Source organism: Stenotrophomonas sp. 107298_Sma, assembly GCF_056480345.1.
This window is the reverse complement of sequence record NZ_CM151094.1, coordinates 4420500-4437732: the sequence shown is the minus strand read 5'-3', so window position 1 is coordinate 4437732 and position 17233 is coordinate 4420500. Positions and strand designations below refer to the sequence as shown.

General features: G+C 66.9%; 14 protein-coding genes, 1 tRNA gene and 1 pseudogene. 8 read left to right on the top strand and 8 right to left on the bottom strand.

Annotated elements, in window-relative coordinates; all coding sequences use genetic code 11:
* Positions 1 to 40: 40 nt before the first annotated feature.
* Both ACZK2G_RS20535 and ACZK2G_RS20530 read right to left on the bottom strand, forming a co-directional pair.
* Positions 41 to 1234 carry a helix-turn-helix domain-containing protein gene (locus ACZK2G_RS20535; RefSeq protein ID WP_426354913.1) on the bottom strand — a complete coding sequence of 398 codons (1194 nt, stop codon included), beginning with the start codon at positions 1232 to 1234 and terminating at the stop codon, positions 41 to 43.
* 9 nt (positions 1235 to 1243) lie between these two features.
* Positions 1244 to 1320: transfer RNA gene (locus tag ACZK2G_RS20530), tRNA-Arg, on the bottom strand.
* A gap of 149 nt (positions 1321 to 1469) precedes the next feature.
* Between ACZK2G_RS20530 and ubiA the strand changes: the two genes are divergently transcribed.
* The 3 genes from ubiA (at position 1470) to ACZK2G_RS20515 (ending at position 4391) form a co-directional block, all read left to right on the top strand.
* Positions 1470 to 2363 (top strand): 4-hydroxybenzoate octaprenyltransferase, encoded by an 894-nt coding sequence (gene ubiA / locus ACZK2G_RS20525; RefSeq protein WP_097049961.1) that lies wholly within the window; start codon positions 1470 to 1472, stop codon positions 2361 to 2363.
* 168 nt (positions 2364 to 2531) lie between these two features.
* Positions 2532 to 3956, top strand: coding sequence for a short-chain fatty acid transporter (locus ACZK2G_RS20520; RefSeq protein ID WP_012512380.1), 1425 nt, complete (start codon positions 2532 to 2534; stop codon positions 3954 to 3956).
* 273 nt (positions 3957 to 4229) lie between these two features.
* Positions 4230 to 4391: a hypothetical protein gene (locus tag ACZK2G_RS20515; RefSeq protein WP_167796845.1), complete on the top strand. Its 162-nt coding sequence runs from the start codon at positions 4230 to 4232 to the stop codon at positions 4389 to 4391.
* Positions 4392 to 4445: 54 nt separating this feature from the next.
* Here the strand turns inward: ACZK2G_RS20515 and ACZK2G_RS20510 are convergent, their stop codons facing one another.
* Positions 4446 to 5072, bottom strand: coding sequence for a YiiX/YebB-like N1pC/P60 family cysteine hydrolase (locus tag ACZK2G_RS20510; protein WP_046984148.1), 627 nt, complete (start codon positions 5070 to 5072; stop codon positions 4446 to 4448).
* Positions 5073 to 5153: 81 nt separating this feature from the next.
* Here ACZK2G_RS20510 and ACZK2G_RS20505 point away from each other — a divergent pair, with 81 nt between their 5' ends.
* Positions 5154 to 5666: a hypothetical protein gene (locus tag ACZK2G_RS20505; protein ID WP_478474238.1), complete on the top strand. Its 513-nt coding sequence runs from the start codon at positions 5154 to 5156 to the stop codon at positions 5664 to 5666.
* A gap of 73 nt (positions 5667 to 5739) precedes the next feature.
* Positions 5740 to 7587, top strand: coding sequence for a M3 family metallopeptidase (locus ACZK2G_RS20500; protein ID WP_478474236.1), 1848 nt, complete (start codon positions 5740 to 5742; stop codon positions 7585 to 7587).
* 23 nt (positions 7588 to 7610) lie between these two features.
* Here ACZK2G_RS20500 and ACZK2G_RS20495 read toward each other — a convergent pair.
* Positions 7611 to 8282: pseudogene (locus ACZK2G_RS20495) on the bottom strand (VOC family protein).
* Positions 8283 to 8522: 240 nt separating this feature from the next.
* Between ACZK2G_RS20495 and ACZK2G_RS20490 the strand changes: the two are divergent.
* Together ACZK2G_RS20490 and ACZK2G_RS20485 are read left to right on the top strand one after the other, a co-directional pair.
* Positions 8523 to 10925 carry a TonB-dependent receptor plug domain-containing protein gene (locus tag ACZK2G_RS20490; RefSeq protein WP_478474234.1) on the top strand — a complete coding sequence of 801 codons (2403 nt, stop codon included), beginning with the start codon at positions 8523 to 8525 and terminating at the stop codon, positions 10923 to 10925.
* The gene (locus ACZK2G_RS20485) at positions 10925 to 12226 is read left to right on the top strand and encodes an aminotransferase class V-fold PLP-dependent enzyme (RefSeq protein WP_478474233.1); all 1302 of its coding nucleotides are present in this window, start codon (positions 10925 to 10927) and stop codon (positions 12224 to 12226) included. The genes ACZK2G_RS20490 and ACZK2G_RS20485 overlap by 1 nt, the downstream gene beginning before the upstream one ends.
* Positions 12227 to 12270: 44 nt before the next feature.
* Here ACZK2G_RS20485 and ACZK2G_RS20480 read toward each other — a convergent pair whose 3' ends face one another.
* From ACZK2G_RS20480 to ACZK2G_RS20465, 4 genes are read right to left on the bottom strand one after another with little or no spacing between them, the layout of a single operon-like run.
* Positions 12271 to 13785 carry an aminotransferase-like domain-containing protein gene (locus ACZK2G_RS20480; RefSeq protein ID WP_478474231.1) on the bottom strand — a complete coding sequence of 505 codons (1515 nt, stop codon included), beginning with the start codon at positions 13783 to 13785 and terminating at the stop codon, positions 12271 to 12273.
* Positions 13786 to 13794: 9 nt separating this feature from the next.
* Positions 13795 to 14394, bottom strand: coding sequence for a DUF6436 domain-containing protein (locus ACZK2G_RS20475; protein WP_012481503.1), 600 nt, complete (start codon positions 14392 to 14394; stop codon positions 13795 to 13797).
* Entirely contained in the window at positions 14394 to 14672 is a 279-nt protein-coding gene (locus ACZK2G_RS20470) for a hypothetical protein (RefSeq protein WP_478474229.1), read from the bottom strand. The genes ACZK2G_RS20475 and ACZK2G_RS20470 overlap by 1 nt, the downstream gene beginning before the upstream one ends.
* Before the next feature lie 55 nt (positions 14673 to 14727).
* Positions 14728 to 16143: an aminotransferase-like domain-containing protein gene (locus tag ACZK2G_RS20465; RefSeq protein ID WP_337302315.1), complete on the bottom strand. Its 1416-nt coding sequence runs from the start codon at positions 16141 to 16143 to the stop codon at positions 14728 to 14730.
* Between the two features lie 183 nt (positions 16144 to 16326).
* On the opposite strand from ACZK2G_RS20465, the gene cyoA reads away from it, so the two are divergent.
* A complete protein-coding gene (gene cyoA / locus ACZK2G_RS20460) occupies positions 16327 to 17232 on the top strand; it encodes a ubiquinol oxidase subunit II (protein WP_049444335.1) in 906 nt (301 codons plus the stop codon).
* Position 17233 lies beyond the last annotated feature (1 nt).

Here is a 17233-nt window from a genome sequence, read left to right as displayed (position 1 = left end):
GCGGCGGGCGTCGTTCGACCGGGCGTGAAGGATTGGACGTTCAGCCGGACGTGGCGCGGCTGCGGCGGTACTCGCTGGGCGTCTTCCCGGTGGCGCGCTTGAACGCACTGTTGAAGGTGGACTTGCTGCCGAAGCCGGCGGCAAGGCCGATGTCCAGCACGCTGCGTGGGTCAGCCGGGTCGGAGAGGAAGGACTTCGCGGCCGTGATGCGGAAACCGGTCACGAACTCGGAGAAGCTCTGGCCCAGACCTTGGTTGAGCGCCTGCGAGACCTGGTTGGGTGACCAGCCGCTGTGCTGGCTCAAGCCCTGGAGATCGAGTCCCGGGGCCTCATGCAGGCGTTCGCCCTGCATCAATGCGGTCAGCGCGCTGGCGATGGCCGCGCATTGCGCCGCGTCGATGCCCGAGCGCTCGTAGCGTGCGACAGCGACGTCTTCGATGGGCGCGGGGATGAGATTCTCCATGCCCGGTGCTGCGATGCTCATCGGTGCGCGCAGCTGCTGGCGCACTACGTGGCAGGCCAGCAGATACATGCCGGCGGTGGTCAGCAGACTGAGCCCGATGCTGGCCAGCAGTGGAGCGGCATCCGGCGGCCACCGGTTCATCGTGCTGGCAAGCCAGCAGCCCGCCATCACGATCGCCAACCCGCGCAGTCCGCTGTGTTGGATGGCGGTTCCGCGCGGAGACGAAGACGTGCGCAGTGACAGCCACAGCGTGGCCAGCAGGTAGGGCGCGCCCTGCAGCAGCCAGCCATGGAAGCTGAGCTGGAACAGCACCTTGCCCAAGGGCGAGGCCTCGAAAGGCGCAACAGCGTTCAACAGGGAAATGACGAACGCGAGCATTGCCGGCAGCAGATGCGCGAGCGGCAGCAACGATGCGCGGTCCGGCGCAGGCGCCAGCAGCGCACGCGCATGGCCGTACAGCAGCGGGCCCAGAAGATAGACCAGCGGCACTTCGATGACCCGCAACCAGCGTACGGCATCGGGTGAGAGCCAGGCCTGGCCACCCAACAGCACCAGTCCGAACAGGTTCGCGGCGGCGAAACAGGCGAAGAAGGTGGTGAGCAGGTAACTGCCACGCCGAGCGCGGCCGAAGCTCACTCCGGTGGACAACGCGGCCAGGCCGAGAATCGCAGCGCCTGCCGCCAGCTTCAGCAGATCCGGTGGCGTCATGCGCGCAGTGTTGATGAAGCACGCGGCATCGTCCAGCGCGGGCTGGCAGCGTGCAGGCAACAAGAGGGGAGATGGCGCGCCCGGAGGGATTCGAACCCCCGACCAATGGCTTCGGAAGCCACTACTCTATCCGGCTGAGCTACGGGCGCGTTGTAGAACCGCCGCGCCACCGACCAGTGCCGGGGCGGGCATCGCAGCGCCATGAGGCGGTGCGGGACCGGCATTCTATCCAGTTTCGCCGAACAAATCTCCCCCCATGGGCAAAGCCCGGCAAGAGGCGCAGGAGTATCCTATCGCCATGGCTGATACCCCCCTCACTTCGCCGCAGTCGCCGGCGACGCCGCGTTGGCGGCATTACTGGAGTCTGATGCGCGCTGATCGCCCGATCGGCACGCTGCTGCTGCTGTGGCCCACCTGGTGGGCGTTGTGGTTGGCCGCAGGCGGCCTGCCGCCGCTGTGGACCCTGTTCGTGTTCACCGCCGGCGTGTGGCTGACCCGCTCGGCCGGTTGCGTCATCAACGACTATGCCGACCGCTGGCTCGACCCGCATGTGGAGCGCACCAAGGCGCGCCCGCTGGCCACCGGTGCGATCAGTGGCCGCGCTGCGCTGGCGTTGTTCGCCGTGCTGATGCTGGTGGCGTTCGGCCTGGTGTTGACCCTGAACGGCCTGACCATTGGCCTCAGCTTCATCGGTGTGTTCCTGGCCGCCAGCTACCCGTACCTGAAGCGCTACACCCATCTGCCGCAGGTCTACCTGGGCATGTCGTTCGGCTGGGGCATCCCGATGGCGTTCGCCGCCGTGCAGGGCGAGGTGCCGCTGCTGGGCTGGCTGCTGTATGCCGGCAACATCCTGTGGTCCACCGCCTACGACACCTGGTACGCCATGGTCGACCGCGAGGACGACCTGAAGATGGGCTCTCACTCCACCGCGATCCTGTTCGGTGACCTCGACCTGGTCATCCAGGGCGTGCTGTACGCGCTGTTCCTGGCGACCATGGCGCTGGTCGGCGTGCGTGGTGGGCTGGGTGGCTACTACCTGGCCGGCGTGGCGGTGGCCACGGTGCTGGTGGTGTACGAGTTCTGGATCTGCCGCAACCGCGAGCGCGGCCCGTGCTTCAAGGCGTTCCTGCACAACAACTGGGTGGGCGCCGCGCTGTTTGCCGGCATTGCCGTGGATCTGGCGCTGCGTTGAGCCCAAGGTGAGGTAGAGCCGGCCGCTGGCCGGCTGCACCCGTGCGTAATCCCGAGGTTGCCGGCCAGCGGCCGGCACTACCGCCACCGGCCACCTACGACCAATAGGTGGCTGACAGCCCGCACCCCACCGCCCAGAATCGAGCCATCGAACCTGGGAGGGTAGGCGATGGCCTCGACGGCAGCAGTACAGGACGGCTGGATGGCGCGCGCTGCGCTGCGCTCGGCCGCCTGGGCGGAAAAATGGTTCCCCGATGCGTACGTGTTCGCGGTGCTGGGCGTGGTCATTGTCGCGCTGGCGGCGATGGGCTTCGGCTCCACCCCGCAGGCTACCGCCAGTGCCTTCGGCGACGGCTTCTGGAGCCTGATTCCCTTCACCATGCAGATGGCCTTCGTGGTCATCGGTGGCTATGCCGTGGCCACTGCACCGGTGGTCGCACGCTTCATCGATTTCCTTGCCCGTGTGCCGCGCACCGGCCGTGGTGCGGTGGTGTACGTGGGCCTGGTCAGCATGCTCGCCTCGCTGCTCAGCTGGGGCTTCTCGCTGGTGTTCGGCGGCCTGCTGGTCCGCGCGCTGGCTCGCCGCACCGAGCTGCGCATGGACTACCGCGCGGCCGGTGCCTCGGCTTATCTCGGTCTGGGTGCGGTGTGGGCGATGGGATTGAGCTCGTCGGCCGCGCAGCTGCAGGCCAACCCGGCCAGCATGCCGCCGGGGCTGGTGGAGATCACCGGCGTCCTGCCGTTCACTGAAACCATTTTCCTGTGGCAGTCGATCGCACTGACCGCGGTGTTGATCCTGGTCTCGTTGCTGATCGCCTGGCTGACCGCACCGGCCGCCGGCAGCGCCCGTACCGCTGAAGACTTCCCCGGCGCTGCGCAGGCCGAGCCGGAACCACTGCAGCGCCGCACGCGCCCGGGCGAATGGCTGGAGTACAGCCCGCTGCTGACCGTGCTGCTCTCGCTGCTGGCGTTCGGCTGGCTGTTCAACGAGTTCGCCAACAAGCCGCTGGTCACGGCCATCGCCAACCTCAACACCTACAACTTCCTGTTCATTTCGTTGGGCCTGCTGCTGCACTGGCGGCCGCGCAGCTTCCTCAACGCGGTCGCGAAGGCGGTACCGAGCACCACCGGCGTGCTGATCCAGTTCCCGTTGTACGGTGGCATCGCGATGATTCTCACCCACGCTGCCGGCGGCGATGGGCAGACACTGGCGCACCGGCTGTCGAGCCTGTTCGTACACGTGGCCAGCACCGACACATTCGCGCTGGTGATGGGCGTCTATTCGGCGGTGTTGGGCTTCTTCGTGCCCTCCGGTGGCGGCAAGTGGATCATCGAAGCGCCGTACGTAATGCAGGCCGCCAACGAACTGAAGGCACACTTGGGCTGGGCGGTGCAGGTCTACAACGCGGCCGAAGCGCTTCCGAACCTGATCAATCCGTTCTGGATGCTGCCGCTGCTGGGCGTGCTGGGGCTGAAGGCACGCGACATCGTGGGTTTCACCTTCATCCAGCTGCTGGTGCACATTCCGCTGGTGCTGGGCCTGCTGTGGCTGCTGGGCATGACCCTGGCGTATGTGCCGCCGGTGATGCCCTGAATGGAGGGTAGGCTTCCCTGCGTGCGTTGGGAAGCCAGCCTCGTTCAGCGCGTGTTTCCGGGTGCGAACGCCATGAATGCGTGCACCGTTGGCAATGGCATGAACACATGCCGAACCCGCATGAATCCTTCAGCCGCTTGTGCCACAAGGGCTTCCGCGCGTTCATTCACAGGCGTACACACAGATGTAGCCGCCCACCCACGCGTGATTAACCATTTGCTGCAGACGATGGCCACGTCCACCGCATTCCGCGAGTGGCTTTGGAGATCGGACATGGCACAGCAGAACCAGAACCCGAACCAGAAACAACAGGGCCAGCAGAACCAGCAGGATCAGCAGCAGGGTCGTGGCCGTGACCAGCAGCAGCAACAGCAGCAGGAACAGCAGAAGCGTAACCAGAACCAGCAGCAGGGCGGCAACGACGAAGAAGAATGACCGCGCCGTGCATGCGGAGTGACCGGTGAAGCCCCGCCACGTGCGGGGCTTCGCTTATTCGAGCACGCCAATGCGCTGCAACACCGGTGCCGCCGACATGTCGTTGGGATTGCTGCCGGGCTGATCCTGCGGCACCTCCATGCCCATGCCCCGATACAGGTCAATCCAGTGCTGGGAAATCTCCCCGGTCTGCGGGTTGCGGAAGTTCATCGGCTGCAGCGCAAACACGTGGTGCGCACGGAATGCCCGTTCGATGAAGTCCGAGCAGTAGTAGCTGTCCTCGTTCAACACATACGACGTGTTGTACGGCTTGCCGAGCATCGTGCGCGCGGTGGCGATTGCATCCTTGATGGCCGCCTGCTGCGGTGCGCGCAGGCGATAGACCACGATCTGCCGCTGCTTTGCTCTCGCGTCCTGGCGGAACTCGGACAGCGATTGCCGCCGCGATCCCTTCTCGTCGGCATGCAATACCTCCCAGCCCTTCGGCGCGGAAGCGACCAGCGCGACATGATCGAAGCTGGGCGCGCCCTGCTTGCCGGTGGCATCGTCGATGGCGGCGCTGAGGCCGCTGCGGCCGGCGGTGACGAACAGCAGGTCACCCTCGTGGACATCGACGGCCATCGCCACCGCCGGCCACAGGGCGGGCAACAGCAGGCCGATCAGGAGCAGGAGGCGGTGCATGGAATTCTCGGACAGGCGGAATGCCGGAATTGTAGGGTGCGCGGTAGCATGGAGCGACCGGACCGGATTCAGGATAAGCCCATGCGTCGATATCGTTTCCAGGCACTGCTGATGCTCGCCGTTGGCGTAGCGTTGGTCGCCTGCAGACCTGCGCCGCAGTCGACGCTCACGGAAACCGCACCTGCACGTCCCGCGCCGTCGTCCACGGCGGCAGCGATCCAGCCCGCACCGGTGCCTGCCAGCAGTGAATGCCCGTACCCGGACTTCGATGCGTTCCTGAAGCACTTCGGCAACGAGATCACCCTGCAGGAAAAGGCCACCGCCGATCCGCTGCTGGACAGCTACATCGATGCCGAGGCCGAGCCGGAACCGCGCAAGGTGGAAAGCCGGTTGGCGCGGGCCGATGTCGAGTGGCCGGTGATGCCCGATCCCGCCGCCTTGGCCGGGCAGGGCCGCGAAATGCAGGTCAGCACGCTGGCTGACGGGCAACGCCAGGTGCAGATCCGCACGCCGGACAGCAGCGACCAGCAGACCTATACCTTCGCGCAGTCGCCCTGCTGGCTGCTGGTCAAGCGTGAGGATGAGTCGATCTGAGGCCTGATCCGGCACAGGCACGGCGGGGCAGCGGCTGCTAGGCTCGAGGCCTGGTCCAGGCAGGGAGACGCCGATGCAGGCTTTCAGGAAGCACGCCACCACCACCGTCATCGCCGCTGTATTGGCGATGGCCCCCTTCAGCGGCACCCAGGCACAGTCGGTGCATGCCGACGATCGCGTCTACTTCGCCAACGCCGCGGCTGAACAGACCGCGCGTGATGCGCTGGGCAAGCGCGTCGAGGCCCTGCAGCACGCTTCCACCCTCGCGCCGGTGGAACGCTTCCAGCAGGCCGAGGTATTGGAAGCGCAGTGCCTGCGTCATCTCGCCTACCTGCATCTGCAGTCCGCCCGCAACGCACGTGATCATCGTCCGGCACAGGCGATGGAGCAGGCAATGGGGCTGTGCAGCCGCATCGCCCGCACTGGTCGCGCCGCCCTGCGCGAGGCGCCTGCGGACGCGGCGTGGGCCGTGCCCTACCGTTTCCTGCGCGCGCGTGGGCTGAAGGAGGCTGCCGCTCCGGCCAATGCCGCGCTGGACGAGGCGGTGGATGCGCTGGCCGATCCGGCGTTGGACAGTTTCGCGCGCCTGCGTGGGCAGATCCTGCGAAGTGCCGAGTACCCGCAGATCGAGCGTGATGGTCGGCACTGGGATGCTGGGCGCGACAAGCGGGCACTGTCGCTGCAACCGGATCGCGCATTGCGCGAAGCGGGCTGGAAGGGCTACTGGCAGGGGCTGCAGTCGCGCCGCGAGCCAATGGCCTCGGTGCTGTTGGGGCTGGTGCAGGTGAACGACGCCGCCGCACGCCTGCAGGGCGATGGTTCGGCGCCGGCACGTGGCTACCAGCGCATGGGCCTGGACACCGCCGCAGTGGATGCAACGCTGGTAGCGATCGAACATCACGCCGGCGACCGCCGCGCCTATCAGGATATGCTGCTGCACCACGCTGCGCGATCCGGCATCGACGCGCCGCAGATCTGGGACACCACGCTGCCCGATGCCGGCTATACGCCACCGGTGCTTACGCTGGCGCAGCTGCGCGACAACGCCGCCGATGCCATGCAGCACCTGGGGCCTGCGTACGTCGCCGAACTGCGCGCGCTGCTCGATCCGGCCAACCAGCGTATGGATCTGGCCACCGAACGCGGTGACCGCAGCCAGGACGCGTTCTCGGTGAGCGTTCCCGGTGTGCCGGCGATGTTGTTCGTTGGCGTGCGTAGCGGTGATCTGGAAAGCGATGTCGAGATCGCACATGAAGCCGGTCATGCCGTGCATGGTGAATGGATGCAGCGCGGTCATGCGTCGCCGCTGCAGCGCAATGGCAGCCAGTGGCTGACCGAGGCGTTCGCGATCTACAACGAGCTGCGCTTCCGCGACCAGCTTTACCAGCAGGCACAGGATCCGCGTGCCAAAGCTTATTATCTGAAGTCACTGCTGGACGACATGGTGCTGCAGCTGTTCACCTCTTCCGAGGAAGCGCAGCTGGAGCAGTCGATCTATCGCGGCGTTGCCGCAGGCACGTTGGGTACCGCCGACGATCTGGATGCACTGACCGGCCAAGTGCTGGCGCGCTTCGGCCAGCAACCGGAGCGCTATCCGCAGCTGCGCAACAGCTGGATCGCCAAACGCCTGATGTATGAAGACCCGAACTATCTGGTGAATTATCTGTATGCGGGGCTGCTGGCCGTGCAGCTCTATGTGCAGGACCAGCGCGATCCGGAAGGGTTCCGCCAGCGCTATCTCGGCGTGCTGGGCGAGGGCTTCGACCGCGCGCCGCAGGAACAGGTGGCACAGCTGCTGGGCCACGCACCGGATTGGCAGGTCTTGGTGGACGCGGATCTGCAGGTGTTCAACCAGACCGCCGCGCAGCTGCAGGTGCTGCATGCGCAGATCGAGGCGGGGCAGGGCACGCGCATGCAGTAGCGCGTCACGCTTGGCGCGTCGCCTCAGGTCGAAGCGACGCGCCAGCCCAGTGCGTCGTCGCAGAGTTCGCCGATGCCGGCGACATCCCCCACCCGCAGCTGCAGGCCCTGCGCATTGGGCAGGTCTTTCTGCTCGGGGAACCAGCGGCGATCGGCAGCGACCACGATCAGCAGGCCCTCGTCGTCGCCCATCGGCGCGAACTGCGGCGAAGGCGGGCTGATCGGCTGCAGCCCGAACTGCTGCTGGGATTGCTCGCGCACGGCATCGACATCGTGGCTGGGCAGGCCGACTTCGCTCAGGCAGGTCAGCTCGCTGCCATGGAACGCGCCTTCGCGCGCGCTGGCCGGCAAACGGCGGCGGCCGATCAGTTCCAGGATCAGGCCGTCAGGGCCGGTGAAGTACACCGACTGCGACTGCCAGCTGCTCTCCAGCGCGAAGTAGTCCAGTCCCGCCGGATTGCGTTGCAGCGGCGTGCGCTCACGCAACCAGGTCATCGCCTCGCTGAAGCGGTTGTCCGGTACGTTGAAGGCCAGGTGCACGCCACCGACAGGGTGGTCACCCGCCGGCTACAGTTCGATCGTGCTCCAGCCGATGTGCACATGATTGCCGACCACGCGCTGCTGCAGTACATCGTGGAAATACGCGGCGACGGTGGCGACGTCGGATACCGGCAGGGTGAGGTGCAGCAGGCGCATGATCGATCCTCCGGGGACGCACCCACTGTAGCGCCGGGCCATGCCCGGCGGCCACTAGCGCAGGGACAGGCCAAAGAGCCGCAGCGCTGCGTCCACTGCCTGCGCGTGCGCCCGTGCGGCATCAAGCTGTCGCACTGACGTCATGGCTCCTTCACACATCGCGCCGAGACTGCGCGCCTTGTCCACGCCTGTTGTGTCCGCACAGGTGCTGGCCCTGTCGCGTCCTCCCGGAGCCCTGCCGTGCATCGTTCGAAGCTTTCGCGTTCCATCCTCCTTGCCCTTTCCATGGCCAGCGCAGGAGGCGCGATCGCAGCGGAGGCCGATGCGGTCGATGCCCCGGCGGGCAGCCGTACGGCGCCCACCCAGCTCGACGCGATGCTGGTCACCGGTACCCGCGCCTCCAACCGCACCCAGTTCGAAACGCTGGCGCCGGTGGACGTGTTCACCAAGGAAGACATCAAGTCCGTTGAATCCACCGACCTGAAGGACGTGCTGGCGCAGCTGGTGCCGTCGTTCGTGGTGCAGCGCCTGCCGATGGCGGACGGCCAGGTGTTCGTGCGCCCGGCCACGCTGCGTGGCCTGTCGCCCGACCAGACCCTGGTGCTGGTCAACGGCCGCCGCTTCCACCGCAGCGCGCTGCTCGGCAACCGTGGCGCGCAGGCGGCTGACCTGGCACAGATTCCGACCAGTGCGATCAAGCGCATCGAAGTGCTGCGCGATGGTGCCTCGGCGCAGTACGGTTCGGATGCCATCGCCGGTGTCATCAACATCATTCTCGAAGATGGCCCCGGTACCGAGATTACTGCCGGCTACTCGCAGTACGCACAGGGCGATGGTGCCTCGCGAGACTTCAGTGCACGCACCGGCTGGTCGCTGGGTGACTACGGCAGCCTGGTGCTGTTCGCCGAATCGTCCAACTCCGACGCCACCTCGCGCACCCGCCAGCGCCCGGATGCGATCGCCTTCCAGGCTGCACATCCGGAGCTGGACGTGCCCAACCCGGTACAGCGCTGGGGCCAACCGGAACTGGAAAGCCGCCGCGTCGGCTTCAACGTGAAGGCCAACGCCAACGACACGCTGGAGCTGTACGCGTTCGGCCTGTACAGCCACAGCGATGGTGTCAGCGATTTCAACTGGCGCAATCCGGACACGACCACCGGCGCGTATCGTACTACCGCCATCTTCCCGGGCTGGAACCTGCGCTCGATCTATCCGGTGGGCTTCAGCCCGCAGTACGGCAACGTCCAGAACGACCTGCAGCTGGTCGGTGGCCTGCGTGGCGAGATCACACCGAGGCTGCGCTGGGATGTCAGCGCCTCGTATGGCCGCAACGCCATCGACTACAGCCTGAAGAACTCGATCAACGCCTCGCTCGGCCCGGCCAGCCCCACCGCATTCGATCTCGGCCGCCTGACCCAGACCGAGAAGAACGCCAACGCCGACTTCAACTACGAGTGGGACGTGGGTGGGCTGTCCAAGCCGATCAACGTCGCCTTCGGTGGTGAGTTCCGCCAGGAGACCTACCAGGTGCGTGCCGGTGATCCGGCCTCGTACGCGGTGGGCCCGGGCGCAGCGGCAGGCCTGGAGGCCAATTCCAACGGCGCGCCGGGCTTCTCGGCCAGCCAGGCCGGGCAGTGGAGCCAGCGCAGCAAGGCCGCCTACGTGGATATGGAAGTGCCGCTGGGCGAGCGCTGGAGTATCGGTGCGGCCAGCCGCTATGAAGACTTCTCCAGTTTCGGCAGCACGCTGGACGGCAAGCTCTCGGCACGTTTCGCGATCACCCCGGACCTGGCCCTGCGTGGCACGGTGTCCACCGGCTTCCGTGCACCGACCCCGGCGCAGCTCAATACCACCAGCACCACCCAGGGCCTGGATACGCGCACCCTGCAGATCTTCACCAGTGGCCGCCTGTCGCCGAACGACCCGCTGGCGCAGCTGCTCGGTGCCAGGCCACTGAAGCCGGAAGAATCGCGTACCGCGTCGCTGGGCCTGACCTGGCGCACCGACCTGGGCCTGTCCGGTTCGGTGGACGTCTACCAGATCAAGCTCAGCGACCGCTTCAGTCAGTCGGCCAGTTTCGCCATTCCGGCTGGTACTCCCAATCCGCTGGGCTATACCTCGGTGAACTACTTCACCAATGACTTCGATACCACCACCACCGGCGTGGACGTGGTCGGCAACTACCTGCGCGATCTCGGTGCCGGCCGTATGACGCTGACCCTGGCCTACAACTACAACCGTACGCGAGTGGACAACGGCAGCACCTCGGTGGCCACCAATGAGACCCAGCGCGTGTTGTTCGAAGATCGCCTGCCCGAGCACAAGGGCAGCCTCACCGGCAGCTGGGACATCGGTGCCTGGTCGTTGATGGCGCGCATGCGCTACTACGGTGCCTGGACCGACGCCAGCGGCAATGCGGTGGGCGATATCTACCAGCGCTTCGGCGCGATGAGCTTCCTCGACCTCGCCGTGGGCTATCGCATCAACGAGCACCATAGTCTGCGCGTCGGCGCCGACAATGTGCTGGACCGCTACCCGGACGAGGCGGTCTTCCAGGCCAGCCGTGGCCTGGTCTACTCGCGCAACGCGCCGTATGACACCGACGGTGCCAACCTGTACGCGCAGTACCGGCTGAGCTTCTGATGGACAGCCGCCGCCGTAACCTGCTGCGAGCCGGTACCCTGCTGCCGGCCGCAGCCGCACTGTCTTCACTGCCCGCCACGGCCGCCGCGCGCTACGCTGCGCCCATGCAGATTCCCGCAACGACCGTGGCGCCGGACGTGCTGGCCCGCGATGAAGGCTACTGGGCCGCTGTGGCCAGCCACTTCGACATCACCGATGAAGTGAACCACCTGGAGAACGGCTACTGGGGCGCGATGGGCAAGCAGACCCTGGCCAGCTACCAGCGGCATACCGCCGAAGTGAACCGGGGCAATGCCTGGTACGGTCGCTACGCGTTCCCGGCGCAGTACATGGCCGTGCATCGGCAGGTGGCCGACATGCTTGGCGTCGGCGCCGACGAGATCGCGCTGACCCGTGGCGCCACCGAAGCGATGCTCGCGCTGATCGGCGGCTACAACCGGCTGGCTGCAGGCGACCAGGTGTTGTACGCCGACGTCGACTACGACAGCATGATCAACGCGATGCGCTGGCTGCAGCAGCGTCGTGGCGTGCAGGTCGAGCGCATCGCACTGCCGGTGGTGCCCACCCATGAGCAGATCCTGCAGGCCTACGATGAGGCGTTCGCGCGCCTGCCGCGCCTGAAACTGGTACTGCTGACCCAGGTCAGCCACCGCCATGGGCTGGTGCTGCCGGTGGCCGAGCTCGCCGAGCGTGCGCGGGCGCGCGGCATCGATGTGATTGTCGATGCTGCACATGGCTTTGGCCAGATCGACTACGCGGTTCCGGACCTGAAGGCCGATTTCGTTGGCATCAACCTGCACAAGTGGATCGGCGCACCGGTGGGCGTGGGCGCGATGTACGTGCGCAAAGGACGCGTGGCCGACCTGGATTCGTACATGGGGGAGACCGACGACGGCCGCGTGGGCAGTCGCGTGCACACCGGCACGGTCAACTTCGCGGCCTATCTGGCGCTGCCGGAGGCCATCGCGCTGCATCAGCGCATCGGCGCAGCGAACAAGCAGGCGCGGCTGCGCTACCTGCGTGAGCGTTGGACGGTGGCGGCGCGGCAGATGGCGCATATCGAGGTGCTGTCGTCACCGGATCCGGCGTTGGCCAGTGCATTGGCCAGCTTCCGCCTGCGGGGGCGCACCAGCGTGGCCGACAACATCGCGTTGCAGAAGCGCCTGCTGGATGAGCATCGCGTGTTCACCACCCATCGCGACGGGTTGGAGTCCGGCGCGTGCGTGCGGGTGACACCGTCGGTGTTCACCCGTCCGGAGCAAATGGATGCGCTCGTGCAGGCCCTCTCCGCTCTGGCCTGACCCTGCTCTGGTAGGTGCCAACCTTGGTTGGCACTTCCTTGCGCCTACCGTTCGATCGCCGGCAACGCATCCGACAACAACAACCGGTCGATTCTCCGCAGCGCGCTTTCCAGCTGCCGGCGGTCCGCGGCCAGTCCCAGCGACAGCCGCACACCGCTCTGATGCAATACCCCCGGCGGACAGAACGCCGATGACGGCGCGATCGCCAGCCCCTGCAGCTGTGCGGTACGCACCAGGGTGGCATCGGTCCACGGTGCCGGTATCCGGCACCAGGCATGCAGCCCTTCCGCGCGCTGCAGCAGCGAAGGCGCAAGCAGATGTCGCGCCAGGCGCACGCGTTCGCGCGCCTCGGTGCGCACCTGCGCCAGCAGTGACTGCGCCGAACCATCCAGCAGCAGCTGGCTGGCCAGCGCCGAGACCAGCGGATGGCCCATCAACCGCGTCGCTCGCAGTGCGGCCGTCATCGCCTCGGCATGCGCGGCGCTCGGGCAACGCACGAAGGCGGTGCGCAGGCCAGGGCTGATCACCTTCGACAGCGTCGCCACGTAGAACACGTGACGCGGTGCCAGGGTTGCCAGCGGTGTCGGCGCATCTTCGGCGAGATGCCAGTAAGGATCGTCCTCGATCGCCAGCAGGCCTTCGCTTTCCAGCGCGTGCGCCAGCGCTTCGCGCCGATGCAGCGGCAGGGTCAGTGCGGTCGGGTTCTGGCAGGTGGGATTGAGATAGACCAGCCGCGCACCGCTTTCGCGTGCCAACCGCACCAGAGCTTCGGGGCACATGCCGTGCTCGTCGCTGTCCACCGGCAGCAAGCGCCGACCGAGTGCGGCGGCCGCCTGCAGCAGGCCCGGATAGACCAGCGCATCGCACAGGATCGCGTCGTCGTCGCGTCCCTGGCTGACCAGGATCGACGCCAGCGCCACCTGTGCACCCTCGGTCAGCAGCAGGCAGGCATCGTCCACCGCGCCCAGCATCGGCTGCAGCCAGCGCGCCGCTGCGTGGCGGTCGGTGGGGTTGCCACCGCCCAGGTGATAGGTCATCAGGTTCGGTGCGTTGCTGCGTGCGAGTACGGCGGCCGCGCCACGCCGCAGCGTTTCGGCCAGCGCATCGGCGTCGGGCACCGGCGGCACGTTCATGCTCAGGTCCACCACCTGGTCGAAACCGGCCTTGGGTGGTGCGATGAAACTGCCCTGCGGTCCACGCGCTTCGATCAGGCCGCGCTTGCGCGCTTCATCAAAGGCCCGCGTCACCGTGGTCAGGTCGATGCCGAGCTGCTGCGCCAACGCGCGCTGCGAAGGCAGGCGCTGGCCCGGTGCGAGACCACCGCGGCGCACTGTGCGTTCCAGCGAATTGACGATGCGCAGGTAGATCGGCCCGTTGTGCGCGAGCACGTCCTGCACCCATTCGCGTGCTGCGACATCCGGTCGCGGCATGTACGGAGCATGTCGGGGCGTATCGTTGCTTCCAACGGCGGGAGCCTGTCCATAACCATCGGTCGGTTCGGACAGGTGACCGCCGTTGTTGTTTGCGGCGGCCACGCCGGCCAGTGTCAGTGATGTCATTGCGCGTCCTCAGCGCTTGGCCTGCCACGGGCAGTAGCAGCCCACGGCAAGCAGTCCTTTCGGGCGCACGGTCTCACCGCGTACCAGTCTGTCCAGCAGTGGTTCGACGAAGCTGTTGGCCGAGTTGCAGACCATGCCGATGCTGTAAGGGCCGGCGTAGGCGAGGTGGCCCTGGCGATCCCAGATCGCGACAGCGGGGCTGGCCGGGATGTGTTCGATGCCGTCGATGGTCGGCAGGTTGATCACCTTGTTGCGCAGCGGCTCGGGCAGCTCGCCCTGGGTACCCGGGCGGCGGATCGCATAGAAGTCGATGCCGGCGCGGCGGTACATGCTGATCAGGTAGCTCAGGTGCGCACCGGTCTCGCGGTTGCACACGCCGCAGGCCGGGTCCCAGAAATGCACCACGCGGATGCGGCCGGTATCACCGGCCAGGTCGGCCGGCAGGCGCAGCTGAGAATCGTCGAAGACGATGGCCTGTTCGGTGAAGGTGGACTGCGCGCTGTAGCCGAAGTACTGCCACAGCGCAGCCGCGACGCCGGCCATGAACAGGCAGGCGAGGGCGATCATCGTCGGCAGCAGCCAGCGGCGACGCGGCGCGGCTGCGCCCATCAGGAATCTTCCCGGCCGAACTTGTGCACGTACTGCTTGCGCATCTCGCGGCAGGAATCGGCCTGGGCGCGGCGCTGGATCTCGCTACGCGACGGATCCTCGCTGCGCTGCACGCATTGCTCGATGGCGTGGCGTTCGGCGGCCTCTACGTCCACGGTCTGCGGCTGCAGGCAGACCCAGGCCAGCGCGGCCAGCATCAGCACCACAAAGCCGCCGCACCCGGCCATCACCAGGTGGAATTTCAGTTTCTCGGCGCGCATCGATGCACGTCCCTTCATCCATACATTGAATACAAAATATCATCTTGTATGGATAAAGCGCCATGCACCCCGTTCAGACGATGGCGTTGTGACGTGCCTCGGGGGCCTCGGACAGGATCTCGTTCAGCTTGGCCAGCGCCCCGGCCAGCGCGCCCTGGTCAACCGCGCCACCCAGCGACAGGCGGATCGCATTGCCCGGTGGCGGTTCTTCCACACTGAAGGCATCGGAGCTGGCGATGCCGAGCCCCTGCTCCTGTGCGGCCTGGATCAGCCGGTATTGGTCCAGCCGCGGTGGCAACGGCAGCCACACATGCAGGCCGGCCGGATGCGCCTGGGCACGGGCCGGCAGGTACCGGGCGGCAATGGACTGGCGCTCGCGCAGCTCCTGCTGGAAGCGCTGCACCATGTCCTGGGCCTGGCCGCTGCGGATCCACTGCGAGGCCACTGCCACCATCGACTGGGTCGGCATCAGCGCGATCGCGCGCAGGGCGTCCAGCACTGGCTCCATCGGCTCGCCGGCCGGCACCACCAGATAGGCGGTGCGCAGGCCCGGGGCCAGGCACTTGGACAGGGTGGAGATGTAATAGACCGGGCAGCCGGCATCGCGGTGGGCGGCCAGCGGCGGTGCAGCGTCACCGGCCAGCAACCAGTAGGGATCGTCTTCGATCACGGTCAGATCGTGGCGCTTCGCGATCGTCAGCAGGGCCTGCCGGCGCTGTGCCGACATCGTCGCCGTCGTCGGGTTCTGGATGGTCGGCACCAGGTACAGCAGGCGCGGGCGACGCAGCTGGCAGGCCTCTTCCAGCGCTTCAGGCAGCATGCCTTCGGCGTCCATCGCCACTGGCACCACGCCCCGCTGCAGCACGCGCGCGGCAGCCAGCAGGCCCGGGTAGGTCAGCTGCTCGGCGGCGATCAGCTCGCCCGGCTGGGTGCGGGCCAGGATCAGCGCGCACAGCGCGGTCTGCGCGCCGGGGCAGATCACCACCTGGTCGGCACCCACCGTGCCCAGCATCGGCGCCAGCCACTGCACTGCGGCGGCGCGGTCCTCGCGGGTGCCGGCGCCGACGTGGTAGCTCATCAATTCGCCCTGGCCCAGCTGCTGGCCGACGTGCTGGAAGCCGGTCTCCATGCCCTGCGCGAACGGCGCGCTGCCCAGCAGCGGCGGGATGTTCATGCTCAGGTCGACCGAGGTGCTGCGGTTGCCGGCCGACAGCGCGATGAAGGTGCCACCGGCGCCCTGGGCGTCGAGCAGGCCGGCCTGGCGCAGCTCGGCGAAGGCACGGGTGACCGTGGTCAGGTCCACGCCGACCTGCTGGGCCAGGTCACGCTGCGGCGGCAGGCGGTCGCCCGGGCGCAGCACCCCGTCATCCACCGCCTCGCGCACCTGCTGGGCAATCTGCAGGTACAGCGGGCCGGCGCCTTCGCGGAAGGGGCGAACCCAGGTGCGATTGGGGTGTTTCAGGCGGCGGCCGGCGGCAGGTGGCGTCATCGGTCAGTTTTTTCCATACGTGCAGATGCACAAGTCCATACAATGCTGTATCTTGTATGGGCTTGATTGGAGTGGTTCGCCTGCTTGTAGGCGACCTCGTACCCACAGTGTAGCCGCTCCACGCCCGGGCGCTGCGCGCAGGCGAGCCGGTCAAGCGCGCTTCTTCAACAGGGTTGACCTCCAATGAATATCTGCTGGAACCGCATCCGCCTGGCGCTGGTCGCCCTGGCCTGCGTCGGCCTGTCGGGCTGTGACTGGGTGCTGCTGGATTCGAAGGGCATGGTCGGGCTCGCCCAGCGCGACCTGATCCTGATCTGCATCGGCCTGATGCTGATCGTGGTGATACCGGCCATCGTGCTGACCTTCGTGTTCGCCTGGCGCTACCGCGCCGGCAATACCAAAGCGAAATACATGCCTGACTGGTCACACTCCACCAAGGTGGAGATCGTGGTCTGGGGCGTGCCGCTGATCATCATCGCGGTGCTGGCGGTGATCGTGTGGAAGTCGACCCACGAGCTGGACCCGTACAAGCCGCTGGACGTGGCCGGTGAGCCGCTGCACGTGGACGTGATCGCCACCGACTGGAAGTGGGTGTTCGTGTACCCGGACCTGGGCATCGCCACGGTCAACCAGCTCAACTTCCCGGCCAACCGCCCGCTGGCGTTCAACATCACCTCCAACTCGACGATGAATACCTTTTTCATCCCGCAGCTGGGTGGGCAGATCTATGCGATGGCCGGCATGCGCACGCAGCTGCACCTGATCGCCAACGAGCCCGGCCAGTTCCGCGGCATGTCGGGCAACTACAGCGGGCATGGCTTCTCGAACATGAAGTTCATTGCCACCGCCAGCAGCAACGAAGACTTCGAGCGCTGGGTGGCCGAGGTGCGCAGTGCGCCGCAGGCGCTGGATTTCAACCAGTTCAAGGCGCTGGCCGCGCCGTCGAAGAACGCACCGGTACAGCACTTCTCCAGTGTTGAACCACTGCTGTTCAAGAAGGTCATCGACCAGTTCATCGGCGTTGGTGAGAACACCGCTGCTGCGACCCCGGCGGGCGCTGCCGGCGGTGCCCAGGTTTCCCAGGAGTAAC